The organism is Sphingobacterium sp. UBA7631 (assembly GCF_002483935.1).
Classification (GTDB): Bacteria; Bacteroidota; Bacteroidia; order Sphingobacteriales; family Sphingobacteriaceae; genus Sphingobacterium; species Sphingobacterium multivorum.
Genome location: NZ_DLIX01000005.1, coordinates 181548 through 193827, shown reverse-complemented (window position 1 = coordinate 193827; position 12280 = coordinate 181548). Strand labels below are relative to the sequence as shown.

General features: G+C 39.3%; 12 protein-coding genes. 10 read left to right on the top strand and 2 right to left on the bottom strand.

The genetic code is table 11. The features are described from left to right. Window positions 1–8 precede the first annotated feature (8 nt). The 5 genes from kdpB to B3P16_RS09235 all read left to right on the top strand — a co-directional run bounded on the left by kdpB (window position 9) and on the right by B3P16_RS09235 (window position 6687). On the top strand, window positions 9–2018 hold the full coding sequence (gene kdpB, locus B3P16_RS09255; RefSeq protein ID WP_286842611.1) for a potassium-transporting ATPase subunit KdpB: 2010 nt from the start codon (window positions 9–11) through the stop codon (window positions 2016–2018). Between the two features lie 25 nt (window positions 2019–2043). Then, the gene (locus B3P16_RS09250; RefSeq protein WP_115045781.1) at window positions 2044–2610 is read left to right on the top strand and encodes a K(+)-transporting ATPase subunit C; all 567 of its coding nucleotides are present in this window, start codon (window positions 2044–2046) and stop codon (window positions 2608–2610) included. A 47-nt stretch (window positions 2611–2657) separates the two neighbouring features. Continuing rightward, window positions 2658–3743, top strand: a complete 1086-nt coding sequence (locus tag B3P16_RS09245) for a porin (RefSeq protein WP_286842610.1) — start codon at window positions 2658–2660, stop codon at window positions 3741–3743. A 61-nt stretch (window positions 3744–3804) separates the two neighbouring features. Then, on the top strand, window positions 3805–4926 hold the full coding sequence (locus B3P16_RS09240) for a sensor protein KdpD (protein ID WP_286842609.1): 1122 nt from the start codon (window positions 3805–3807) through the stop codon (window positions 4924–4926). A 24-nt stretch (window positions 4927–4950) separates the two neighbouring features. Beyond that, the gene (locus B3P16_RS09235) at window positions 4951–6687 is read left to right on the top strand and encodes a HAMP domain-containing sensor histidine kinase (RefSeq protein WP_070565433.1); all 1737 of its coding nucleotides are present in this window, start codon (window positions 4951–4953) and stop codon (window positions 6685–6687) included. 127 nt (window positions 6688–6814) lie between these two features. Here the strand turns inward: B3P16_RS09235 and B3P16_RS09230 are convergent, their stop codons facing one another. Beyond that, entirely contained in the window at window positions 6815–7816 is a 1002-nt protein-coding gene (locus tag B3P16_RS09230; RefSeq protein WP_286842607.1) for an aldo/keto reductase, read from the bottom strand. 82 nt (window positions 7817–7898) lie between these two features. Continuing rightward, window positions 7899–8807 (bottom strand): helix-turn-helix domain-containing protein, encoded by a 909-nt coding sequence (locus tag B3P16_RS09225; protein WP_286842605.1) that lies wholly within the window; start codon window positions 8805–8807, stop codon window positions 7899–7901. Window positions 8808–8991: 184 nt separating this feature from the next. Between B3P16_RS09225 and B3P16_RS09220 the strand changes: the two genes are divergently transcribed. The 5 genes from B3P16_RS09220 (at window position 8992) to B3P16_RS09200 (ending at window position 12191) form a co-directional block, all read left to right on the top strand. Then, window positions 8992–9345 carry an arsenate reductase family protein gene (locus tag B3P16_RS09220; RefSeq protein ID WP_286842602.1) on the top strand — a complete coding sequence of 118 codons (354 nt, stop codon included), beginning with the start codon at window positions 8992–8994 and terminating at the stop codon, window positions 9343–9345. A 715-nt stretch (window positions 9346–10060) separates the two neighbouring features. Then, window positions 10061–10708 (top strand): hypothetical protein, encoded by a 648-nt coding sequence (locus tag B3P16_RS09215; RefSeq protein WP_201303551.1) that lies wholly within the window; start codon window positions 10061–10063, stop codon window positions 10706–10708. Window positions 10709–10741: 33 nt separating this feature from the next. Beyond that, complete coding sequence (locus tag B3P16_RS09210; protein ID WP_286842600.1) at window positions 10742–11479, top strand: DUF1266 domain-containing protein; 738 nt, start codon at window positions 10742–10744, stop codon at window positions 11477–11479. 64 nt (window positions 11480–11543) lie between these two features. Then, window positions 11544–11678 carry a hypothetical protein gene (locus B3P16_RS09205; RefSeq protein ID WP_256604644.1) on the top strand — a complete coding sequence of 45 codons (135 nt, stop codon included), beginning with the start codon at window positions 11544–11546 and terminating at the stop codon, window positions 11676–11678. A gap of 138 nt (window positions 11679–11816) precedes the next feature. Beyond that, entirely contained in the window at window positions 11817–12191 is a 375-nt protein-coding gene (locus tag B3P16_RS09200; protein WP_286842598.1) for a hypothetical protein, read from the top strand. Window positions 12192–12280: the final 89 nt, after the last annotated feature.

Sequence of the window (12280 nt, the reverse complement as noted above, 5' to 3'; positions counted from 1 at the left end):
TTCTAAAAATGAGCAGTCAAAAAACATTGTTTCAGAAAGAGCTTGTACAACAAGCGTTAAAGCAATCTTTCGTGAAGCTAAATCCTAAAATAATGTTCCGTAATCCAGTGATGTTTACCGTGGAAATCGGGACGTTGATTATGGCCGTGGTTTGTCTTTGGATAATGACCGGAGAAAAATCACAAGGTACACTTGGTTATAATTTTACAGTATTTCTTATCCTATTTTTAACCTTGCTTTTTGGCAATTTTGCGGAGGCAATTGCCGAAGCCCGCGGAAAGGCGCAAGCAGATAGTCTTCGGAAAACTCGGGAGGAAACTCCTGCAACCCTGCGCGATGGTGGGGTCGTTTCATCCGCTCAATTGAAAAAAAATGATGTTTTTGTTTGTCAGGCTGGTGATGTAATTCCATTGGATGGGGAAATTATCGAGGGGTTGGCGACAATAGATGAAAGTGCAATTACCGGTGAATCAGCACCGGTGATCCGCGAGGCTGGGGGCGATAAAAGTTCAGTTACAGGTGGCACCAAGGTTTTATCCGATCGAATTGTCGTGCAGGTAACGACAGAACCGGGTGAAAGCTTTCTGGATAAGATGATCGCACTGGTCGAAGGGGCAAGCCGCCAAAAAACACCTAACGAGATTGCCTTAACCATCCTTTTGGCAGGTTTTACACTTGTTTTTATTATCGTAACGGTGACCTTAAAACCATTTGCGGATTATGCCAATGTCGGTATCACCATTGCTTCGTTTATTTCACTTTTTGTCTGTCTGATTCCAACGACAATAGGTGGTCTTTTATCGGCGATTGGTATCGCGGGAATGGATCGCGCACTTCGTGCAAATGTTATTACAAAAAGTGGCAAGGCAGTTGAAACGGCGGGTGACATTGATGTCTTGTTGCTTGATAAAACTGGAACCATTACGATCGGAAATCGTAAGGCGACAAATTTTTATCCCGCCGATGGTGTCATGAAAGAAGCGCTGGTACGTGCAGCAACATTGAGCTCCATGGCGGATGAAACACCAGAAGGGAAATCAATTGTCGAATTGGCTGGTGTCAACCCATCGAGCTATAAGGTCGAAAACCCGGCATTCATTAAGTTTACCGCCGAAACCCGTAGCTCGGGAATAGACTTTGAACAGACACGTATTCGTAAAGGTGCAACAGATGCTATTCGAAATATCATTGTAAAGGCTGGAAATCTATTTCCTCAGGAAATAGATGAGCGCGTAAAGCTTATCTCTCAAAATGGGGGGACCCCATTGGTCGTAGCCGAGAATGAACAAGTACTCGGTGTCATAGAATTGCAGGATGTGATAAAACCCGGGATTCATGAACGCTTTGAAAGGTTGCGAAAAATGGGTATTAAGACTGTTATGGTGACAGGAGACAATCCGTTAACGGCCAAATATATTGCCGAAAAAGCGGGGGTGGATGATTTCATCGCCGAAGCGAAACCCGAAGACAAGATGAACTATATCAAAAAAGAACAGCTTGACGGGCGATTGGTCGCCATGATGGGGGATGGTACAAACGATGCTCCGGCACTTGCACAAGCGGATGTTGGTGTAGCAATGAATAGCGGTACGCAAGCTGCAAAAGAGGCTGGAAATATGGTCGATCTCGACAATGATCCGACCAAATTGATCGAGGTTGTGGAGATAGGTAAGCAATTGTTGATGACCCGGGGTACGCTGACAACATTCAGTATTGCAAACGATGTTGCCAAATATTTTGCGATTATTCCGGCCCTGTTTATTGCGGCAATACCGGCACTTCAAGGTTTAAATATTATGCAGCTCAGTAGTCCACAAAGCGCCATACTATCGGCTGTCATCTTCAACGCAATTATTATCCCATTACTGATTCCTTTGGCATTAAAGGGAGTTGCATACAAAGCTATAGGCGCAAGCGCATTGTTACGGAGAAACCTGCTCGTTTTTGGACTTGGTGGAGTGCTCGTTCCATTTATTGGTATCAAGGTCATAGACCTGCTGGTTTCGCTATTTATCTAATACATTTTTAATAATTAAAGCAAAGATGAAAACACAAATATATCCAGCAATAAAGATTACAATAGTTTTATTGCTCCTGCTGTCAGTTGTATATCCGGCCCTTGTTTGGGCAATAGCTCAGATAGCACCTAATCATGGAAAAGGGGAAATGCTAGCGTACAACGGGCAAAAGTATTACAGAAATATTGGACAGGCCTTTACGCGTGATGATTACTTCTGGTCGCGTCCTTCCGCTGTTGGTTATAATGCAGCAGGATCGGGAGGAAGTAACAAAGGACCCTCTAATGGGGAATATCTTTCGGAAGTTAAGGCCCGTATTGATACGTTCTTAGTCCACAATCCCACCGTAAAACGCGAACAGGTACCGGTAGACATTGTTACAGCCAGTGGCAGTGGTTTGGATCCAGATATCTCGGTAGAGGCCGCAAAAATACAAATCGATCGTGTTGCGAAAGCAAGAGGTATATCGGTAAATAGCTTACAGTCTCTCGTTGATGCTCACGTTCAGACCCCTCTATGGAATATGTTTGGACCTCGCAAAATCAATGTCCTTGAACTAAATATTGCTTTGGACAAGATGGTTGAAAAATAAAATTGACCTGATGGGTCATTGATTTACACTTTACAAGAACGATATACATGAAAAAACTAGCGATGTTGGCCTGTTTACTCGCAGGAGCAACACAATTATTTGCACAGCAAGATACAACTCAAAATACCCAATTGTCTATCAGTGGTTACCTTGAAGCATATTACCTTCGGGACTTTAACAACCCAATTGGAAATACACGCCCAGGCTTTGTATATAGTCACAACAGAACCAATGAAGTAAACATAAACTTGGCACTTTTAAAAGCTGCGTACGAAACAACAAATACCCGTGCAAATCTTGCTTTAGGTGTCGGTACATATATGAATGCGAACTACAGTGCGGAACCCGGTGTCTTAAAAAATATTTACGAAGCGAATGCCGGTGTTCGTATCTCGAAAAAACATAATCTATGGATCGATGCTGGAATATTTTCATCCCACTTGGGCTTTGAAAGCGCTATAGGAAAGGATAATTGGACTGTAACAAGGAGTATTTTTGCTGATAATTCCCCTTATTTTGAAACCGGCGCAAAAATATCCTATACATCCGCATCAGGAAAACTATTTTTAAGCGGGCTTATTTTAAACGGATGGCAGCGGATTCAACGTGTGGATGGTAGCAGTTTACCGGCATTTGGACATCAATTAGTCTATAAACCGACAGCTAAATGGACTATCAATAGTGGTTCTTTTATCGGCAGTGATAAAGCAGATAGCGTCAGACAGATGCGCTATTTTCATAATCTTTATGCCATTTATCAAATGAATGAAAAGCTAGGAATTACATTCGGATTTGATATTGGAGCGGAACAAAAAGCAAAAGGTAGCTCAACGTACAATGTATGGTACACGCCTGTGTTAATTGCGCGATATGCGACGACCGAAAAATTTAGCTTAACAGCAAGAGGAGAATATTACAACGATAAGCATGGTGTAATCGTTTCGACTACGACAGATCAAGGTTTTCAAACGTTTGGCTATTCTTTAAATGCAGATTATGCAATTCTTCCCAATGTCGTTTGGCGCACGGAACTACGTAATCTCACCAATAAAGATGCTATTTTCCTTGATCGGACAAATAAGTTGGTGAAAAATAGTTTGACGGCTGTCACAGCACTTACAGTTAGTTTTTAAAACAATCGTTCCTGTCGTGTGTTGGATCGGCAGGAACTTTCTGAAATGAAAGGCAATAAAAATGGAAGAAAGGAAAAGCGCTGAACACTTTTTGGACCTTATCCGAAAATCGAGAAGAGGTCGCTTCAAACTTTATATCGGCATGAGTGCAGGCGTCGGAAAAACTTACCGCATGTTACAGGATGCCCATACACTTTTACAGGGAGGAATCGATGCGCGTATTGGCTATATTGAGACACATAATCGGAAGGAAACCCATCAATTGCTGGATGGTCTACCCGTTATAGCCCGACGCCATCTTTTTTATAAAGGCAAACAGTTAGAGGAACTGGATCTTTATGCTGTTTTGAATTCACATCCTGAGGTAGTCATTATCGATGAGCTGGCACATACCAATATTGAAGGTAGCAAAAATACCAAAAGGTGGCAGGATGTTATGGAGATTCTGGAAGCCGGGATTAATGTGATCAGCGCTGTAAATATCCAGCATATTGAGAGTTTAAACGAGGAGGTTAAAGCGATTACAGGGGTTGAAGTGCAAGAACGTGTCCCTGACAGTGTTATTGATTCCGCCGATGAAGTCGTTAACATTGACCTTACTGCAGAAGAACTTATCATCCGCCTAAAAGAGGGCAAGATCTATGACGCTTCAAAAATTCAGGCAGCACTTCAAAACTTCTTTAAAAGCGAACATATCTTGCAATTGCGGGAAATGGCGTTGAAAGAAGTGGCTTCCCAGGTTCAACGTAAAGTGGAGATCGAAGTTCAACCTCAACGATGGGTACGAAAGGAGCGTTTCCTGGCTTGTATAAGTTCCAATGAAATAAAAGCAAAAAACGTGATCAGAAAAACAGCGCGCTTAGCAGGATATTACAATAGCAGTTGGTTTCTGCTGTATGTACAGTTGCCAAAAGAGCGTGGCGATCGGATAGCCTTAAATAAACAGCGGCACCTGATCAATAACTTTAAGCTGGCGACAGAACTTGGTGGTGAAATTATCAAAGTGGAAAGTCATAGTGTGGCAAAAGAGATTATCGCTTTGTGCGAGCTCCGCAAGATCACCACAGTTTGTATTGGTAAACCACGATTATCTCTTTTAAGGATGTTACTTGCTAAGGATACATTTAGCAAATTGCTGACGCAACTGTCGACCGAAGACATCGACCTGATTATATTGTCATAATGATAAAGGTAAATTGTGAATAAGATGAAAATAAAAACGAAACTTACCTTTGGTGTAGGATCACTTTTTCTCATGATCTTTCTACTCGCCACTTTAAGCGGCTGGTATGTAAACCGGTTAAAAAAGGATACCGCAAATATATTGACAGCAAATTACAACACGCTGCTGTATGCCAAGAATATGTTATTGGCTTTGGAGGAAATTCCTGTTGAAAAAACTGCTTTTAAGAACTTCGAGGTCAACCTTGACAAACAACGGAGAAATGTTACTGAAGTCGGAGAGCAACAAACAACGAACGCGATTGCTGAACATTTTTTAAAACTGAAATATAAGCCCTTAGACATCACTATTATCTCGTCCATCAGAAAGGATATTGCTTTGTTAATGGAGCAAAATATGACGGCAATTTCTAGGAAGAGTATTGTTGCGGATCGCACCGCAGAACATGCAATTTTGGTCATTTCATTTGCTGGGGCACTCTGTTTTATTATTGCTTTTATATTGCTGGTCAATTTGCCGTCCAATATAGCTGATCCCATAGCAAAATTGACAGCGAGTATTCGACAGATTGCAGGACAGAACTACAAAGAACGAATTCAGGTACAGAGCGGAGGTGAGTTTGCTGAACTCGTCGCTTCATTCAATTCCATGGCAGAGAAACTTGAAGAATACGCTGAAAGTAAACTTGAAAAAATTTTAAAGGAAAAAAGTCGAATCGAGTCTCTTGTGGATCATATGCATGATCCGGTGATAGGCTTCGACGAAGAGCGACGTGTTATTTTTGTCAACGAGGAAGCGCTTCGCATCACCAATCTACATAAAGATCAACTTCTCGGAAGATCTGCTTTGGCGGTTTCAGATGAAAATGATCTTGCTAAAGATATTTTTAAAGACCTGTTCCTTCCCGTGGAGCAACGTGAAAAGAATGCTGTTAAAATTTATGCGGACGATAGAGAAAGCTATTTTGAGAAAGATGTTATCGATATCAATGTTTTGCCGACTGGTGAACTGGAATCAAAGTTTATTGGGCAGGTGGTTATCCTAAAGAATATTACGCCATTTAAGGAACTTGATCTTGCAAAAACAAACTTTATCGGCACCGTTTCTCACGAGTTCAAAACACCTATTGCTGCGATTCAGATGGGGGTTCAATTGCTGGAAAATGAACAAATAGGCCATCTGAATACCGAACAGCTCACCTTGTTAAACGGAATAAAAGAGGATTCTAACCGACTGCTTCAAATAACCGGTGAACTGTTAAATATGACCCAGGTTGAAAGTGGTTCCATCCAAATTAACTTACATACGACAGAAATACAGCCTATTATTGAATATGCTATCATGGCGAATCAATTTGCTGCGAATCAAAAAAATATACACTTTGTTATCGAGGTAGATCCCAAAGTGAAAGCTATATTTGCTGACAATGAGAAAACTGCCTGGGTTCTTACCAATTTTCTTTCCAATGCGATACGTTACTCGCATGAAGATTCGGTCATTCGTATAGGGGTGGAAAATAACGAACTTAAAACAAAATTTATCGTTACCGACAGCGGGCAAGGGATCGAGCCTAAATATCTGGATAAAATATTTGCACGCTACTTTCGTGTACCGGGATCCAAAAAAGGTGGAACAGGACTTGGTTTAAGTATTAGTAAAGAGTTTATAGAAGCGCAAGGAGGCGAGATTGGTGTTGAAAGTGATTATGGCGCAGGAAGTTCTTTCTATTTTTCATTACGTACTGCTATTCCCGATAATTAATACATACTAATCGGATGGTGTCTGTTCCTATAGTGTATTATGACAACACGACAAAGTTGGATCAGATGAGAACAGTTTTTGAGATTATAAGTGGTGCCGGCGAGCCACTCATAATCTCAAAAATGGATTAATGGTTAACTAAAGCCATAGCACCTTCGCTGTATCGAGCTCCGATATTAGGGTATTTATGGAGTATTTCATCGATTGTTTTTAAATCATCATTCGATAATTGTATGTCAAGGGCGCCCACATTTTCTTCCAGATATTTTCTTTTTTTAGTTCCTGGAATGGGAATGATGTCATTTCCCTGTGCCAGTACCCACGCTAAAGCGAGCTGTATAGGACTACAGTTTTTATCTTTTGCCAGTAGAGAGAAGTCGGCGACCAATTGTGCATTGTTCAAAGCATGTTCGCCTTGATTACGCGGTAAGGTTCTTCTAAAGTCGTCCGAAGCGAGATTTTCTAGATTTAAAGAATTTGAAAATAATCCACGCGCTAGCGGTGCATAAGGAATTAAACTTATCCCCAACTGACGTACAGTCTTTAGGATTTCTTTTTCTACATCGCGTGTAAGGAGCGAATATTCGCTCTGTAAAGCAGCTATAGGGTGTACGGCATTTGCTTTGATGATTGAGGCGGGGGATGCTTCGCTTAAGCCAAGATACCTCACTTTTCCTTCTTTAACCAATTCCGCCATAGCGCCTACGGTCTCTTCGATGGGAATATTGGGATCTACGCGATGTGCATAATAAAGATCTATGGTATCTATTCCAAGGCGTTTTAAACTTTTTTCCACCGCTAATTTTATCCATTCGGGCGAGCCATCGAAGTAGGTGTTTGCCGTACCACTTGGACCTGCTATTTCATCTTTAAAGCGAAACCCAAATTTTGTTGCAATAAAAACTTTGTCACGGTTGGGAACAAGTACTTTTGAAATAAGCTCCTCATTGGCACCGTTGCCGTACATATCTGCGGTATCCCAAAAATTAATGCCTAGGTCCAATGCTCTTTCCAATGTAGCAATGCTCTCTTTCTCGTCCGTAGGTCCGTATGCAAAGCTCATTCCCATACAACCTAATCCAATCGCAGAGAGTTTTTCATTTGTTGTTCCAAGATTTCTATATTTCATAATAATGACATTTTGTTTAATACAAAAGTACACATGGAATAAACGAAGGGAGTTAAGACAATCAAACAGATTGTTATACAATTCAAACAGTACCGCTTCGGACTTGGTTTGGGGACATCCCCGTTTGCTTTTTGAAGAAATTGGTGAAATAGGAAGGATATTCAAATCCTAGGCTGTAGGCAATATCCGATATATTCCAATTGGTATGCAACAACAAAGCTTTGGCTTCTTGGGCCACACGGTTTGCAATGTGTGTACTGGTGGTTTTGCCTGTGGCTTCTTTTACCGACCTGTTGAGGTGATTGATATGAACCGAAAGCGCATGAGCATAATCTGCAGGGCTTTTCAACTGTAGGCTAAGCTGAAGGGTATTGATTGGAAATTGTCTTTCTAACAGCTCAAGAAATAGTCCCGATACCCTGGTTGAAGCGTTGGTATAAGATCCAAAACTCGCTGCGGGACTCGATTTCATGGTTTCATGAATTAGAAGATGTAGATAACTTCGCAACATATCATCTTTATGAACGTAGCTTGAGTTCATTTCAACTATCATCTTCTGGAAGATTGCAGAAATTTCTGCTAATTGTGTTTCATCCGGAAAATAGATCGGATTGCTGCCTATCTTGAACAGCGGGGAGTCTTTTAGACTTTCTATCCGTTCACTATGCTGTATAAATTCCTCTGTAAATATACAATACCATCCTGATTGTTCTGAGGATTCCGGTTCCCAAGCATAGGGGACAACCGGATTCGCAAATAACATTGCCGGTTTATCGATTTGTATCCACTTATCTGCGTAATATAGTTTTCCACGCCCTATAATAAGGGAGGTTTTATAAAAATCACGGCGATTGTACGGAGATACGACAGTACAGGATTCTCTACTGAAAACATTGAAATGCCCAATTCCGGTATTATTTAGCGGCAAATCCAAATTAGTTAAACCTGGTTGCCTTTTGTAAAAATCTGTTACACTTTCGGCTGATTTCATATCACTAAATTAAAAAAAGTGAAACAATCCTAGGTCATAAATGGATCAGTTTCTCAAAAATGAATTCCAATTTTTGGTTAGCTAATGGTATTTTATTTAAACTGTTTGTGATCTTGTTCGTATTTTTGCGTTATCCAATAATTGTTTTTCTTTATCACAAAGATACCCTTTACATGTTATGGCCATGATTAAAATTTATCATAATAAAAATTGTAGCAAGAGTTGTAATGCATTGGAAGTGCTACAGCATCAAGCTGTGGATATAGAAGTGCAGGAGTACTTAAATGATGTTCCAACCAGAGACCAGTTGATTGAATTATTGGGACAACTCAATTTAAAACCTTTGGAACTTATCAGAAAAGGAGAATCTGTTTTTCAGGAAAAATTCCAAAATCTTCATTTGACCGATGAGGAATGGATCGATGCGATGTTAACGTATCCGGTCTTAATTGAGCGACCTATCGTTGTAAAGGATGGTGTAGCCGTAATTGGTCGACCTATTGAAAAAGTTGTAAAGCTCATTCTGGCTAAACAATAAAGTTGGATTGATCCCTGTAACTTCTTTTTTATGAAGCATTTTATGAATATATTGACAGCTTTGTTCGATATTTTTTTTAAACTATTTGTCTGATCTAACTCATACTTATCTTCAGTGATCTGAACAGACTATTATTTGAGCAAATTAAGTTTATTGATGTCAAAGAGGCTATCTATGGTTATGTTTACTTAATCAAGGGCTTGCTGACGTATTCGGATGCAATATGCTGGTCATTTTTTTCTTATCATTTTCAAGGGCAACAAAGGAAAGATCAGACAGTACTCGAATTCTAACTTTCGAAAGTGCTTAGTCAGTGCTTGTTCAGTGCTTAGTCAGTGCTTGTTCAGTGATCATTCAGTGTAGACTGAATAAACAATGATTGACTACTGTCTAAAAATTGATTTAAAACTGTTATTAGATACAATTTGCTATCAATGTATTTCAGTTTTATCCTTGATGTCTATGACCTACTCTAGTAAATAAGGAAATCATACAGTCTACTTGTATTTAATTGGTTAAAATATTTGAAATTAACAATTGTCATGTTGTTTTCAAATATTGATTGTTAAGCTACAAATATCGCTAAGTTTTGACCTAATATGGGTTGCAGATTTAAGGGGTGAATAATTATGTGCAGATTTACGGTGATCAATGAAAACATGGGGTATGTTTTCACGATTTTACAGATTTAAATACTTCATTAAATATTTTTAGTTTGAAAAGAGTCCTCATTATCCTGTTCATATTGCTGGTTTCATTTTTAATTGCAGCGTTTTTTATAAAAGTCAACAAGAGGGAAACCTTACTCTATAAGATACAGCAGTGGGTTAGCTACGATGCAGCAGATTGGGAAAATTACGAAAAAAATAAGCAGCTATTGGCTTCCGGAGCCACCGAAGTAACGACGACAGAAGTGACGGCTGCCGAAGATGATCTATATCCGGTCGATACGAATCGCATATCGCCGGAATTTAGGGCTTTAGAAATCGAAAAAATTAAAAAGGCAGATTTTGGGCGATTAGTAATAGCAAAGTTACGACCCGATCATGAGGATGCACAAATTGCATTAATTCATCTCACAGATCGTAAATTGACCGATGTGATAATCAATCAGAAGATTAATATTAAAGTTGGAACTTGTTTTGAAAACCCAAAAACAGCAGGTAATTATCGCTGTGTAAGTTGTATGATTTTACTTTACAATCGAGAGAAGAAAGATTGGGTTGAAGCTCCAAACGGCGAGAATTTCTTGAAAAACGCCTATGATTTCTACCAGGCGTCCGAAGGGGATATTTGGCAAGCACGCGAGCTGTCCATGAGAATCCCGTACGATTATGCGCTGGTAGCAAAATATAGTAAGTAAGATTTCTTTTAAGTAGTTAATATCAATACCGTTATGTTTAAGTTTTTGAAAGAATTATTGAATGCGGCAAAGGAAGGTGTAAATGAAGCCAAAGATGAACTTACTTTGAAAGCCGAAGAGGAAAAAAGGACGGGAAGTTTAGTACCTGATAACACTATACTTCTGAATATTCCTTATGAAGAACAGTTTGGTAATGCGCTAGGAGCCGCATTTAGAGTGATTGTTTTTGGGGATTGGTTTACAGTATTCGGAAGTACCGGAGATGATGGTAGTTATCCGATTCACTTATATCAATTTGGTAATTATCCAAGAATTGATCAATATAGAAGTGATTTTATCAAATTGCTAAAGAGAGATTTTGGTATAACGGATAGAGAAACTTGTCTTCAAATGTTGAGTTCATACTTTACGTTACTTGGGATAGAAAAGACAGGGACCGCATTGGAGGGAAAAAACGGCAAAATTGATACATCCATTTGGGATATCTCCAAATCAGGGGTAAATGCCTTTGTTGTTGCTGTAGTAAGTCATATTACGACATCCGCAACGGACGTTGGATATTTACCAAAACCTGTGGCATTAAATGTTCTCAAGAGTTTGTCACTATATGCGAGAAAGCATTTTATTGATTGGTTGCAATTTTCCGATTATTTCCTGGAAGGAGAAGATCAAGTTGGTGTAAACAGTAAAATTGGGAAATCTTACTTGAAAAGGTATATTGGGTATCTTAAAGAAAAGAAAGGAAGTCCTTGGAATAATATCGCATGGTAGAATGGTAATCATTCCGTCTGAGTGTTGTCTAACGTGACCTTCATATCCACTACATTTTACAGCTTTGGATTTGCTTTATCAATTTGAACAACAAATCGCTCAGAAACAACTCGGTGACCATAGCTATTTCGAAGGATTAGATGCTATCGAGAAAGATGAAGGGGGAATTCCGATGTTCTATCTGACTTGTGGAAGTTAATTTCTTTTTGTGGAATAAATGAATTCTAAAGGCATCATTTTGGTTATCAGTTGTGTGTTGATCGTTGTCGTGTTCATAGAAGTCTATAGAAAAAATGTAGCTAAGAATTATTTATACGGTGTTAAAAAAAGCTATGAAATGAATGATCATTTTGAGAAAGGTAAATTAAGAAAGCTGTCATCACGTCCCTTTTTATTTGGTATAGAAGATAATCTGCTAACTGACGAAGATTATTTTTTTGATGAAAATTATTTCTATGCTGTCGGTCGAAGAGGCGGGGCAGGTAGATCCTTTAGGTTAGTGGATATCATTGAGCTTCGTAGGACATCGACTCAAATTAATAATCACTATATCTGGCAAGTAGTTGTTGAATTGGATAGTAAGGGACAGTCCATTTTCAGTTTTACGCATAACTATTCCCTTTGGAATAGGAATTTCTATGCTTTTTATCAAAAAATACGGGAACTAAATCCACATGCAATCAAATCAAAATGGAGTTTGTGGAGGATGTAACAAATTCAATTTCAGCGTTTGTTTTGTACTGAAAAAGTTGTCGTAACTAAAACCGTAATCTAATAACTTTTGTTATTTTAAGTAAAACG

Bases quoted from the DNA above. Each gene is read 5' to 3' on its own strand.
- kdpB (WP_286842611.1), top strand. From the start codon at position 9: ATGAGCAGTCAAAAAACATTGTTTCAGAAAGAGCTTGTACAACAAGCG.
- B3P16_RS09240 (WP_286842609.1), top strand. From the start codon at position 3,805: ATGGAAGAAAGGAAAAGCGCTGAACACTTTTTGGACCTTATCCGAAAA.
- B3P16_RS09210 (WP_286842600.1), top strand. From the start codon at position 10,742: ATGTTTAAGTTTTTGAAAGAATTATTGAATGCGGCAAAGGAAGGTGTA.
- B3P16_RS09220 (WP_286842602.1), top strand. From the start codon at position 8,992: ATGATTAAAATTTATCATAATAAAAATTGTAGCAAGAGTTGTAATGCA.
- B3P16_RS09230 (WP_286842607.1), bottom strand. From the start codon at position 7,816: ATGAAATATAGAAATCTTGGAACAACAAATGAAAAACTCTCTGCGATT.
- B3P16_RS09200 (WP_286842598.1), top strand. From the start codon at position 11,817: ATGAATGATCATTTTGAGAAAGGTAAATTAAGAAAGCTGTCATCACGT.
- B3P16_RS09235 (WP_070565433.1), top strand. From the start codon at position 4,951: ATGAAAATAAAAACGAAACTTACCTTTGGTGTAGGATCACTTTTTCTC.
- B3P16_RS09225 (WP_286842605.1), bottom strand. From the start codon at position 8,807: ATGAAATCAGCCGAAAGTGTAACAGATTTTTACAAAAGGCAACCAGGT.
- B3P16_RS09250 (WP_115045781.1), top strand. From the start codon at position 2,044: ATGAAAACACAAATATATCCAGCAATAAAGATTACAATAGTTTTATTG.
- B3P16_RS09245 (WP_286842610.1), top strand. From the start codon at position 2,658: ATGAAAAAACTAGCGATGTTGGCCTGTTTACTCGCAGGAGCAACACAA.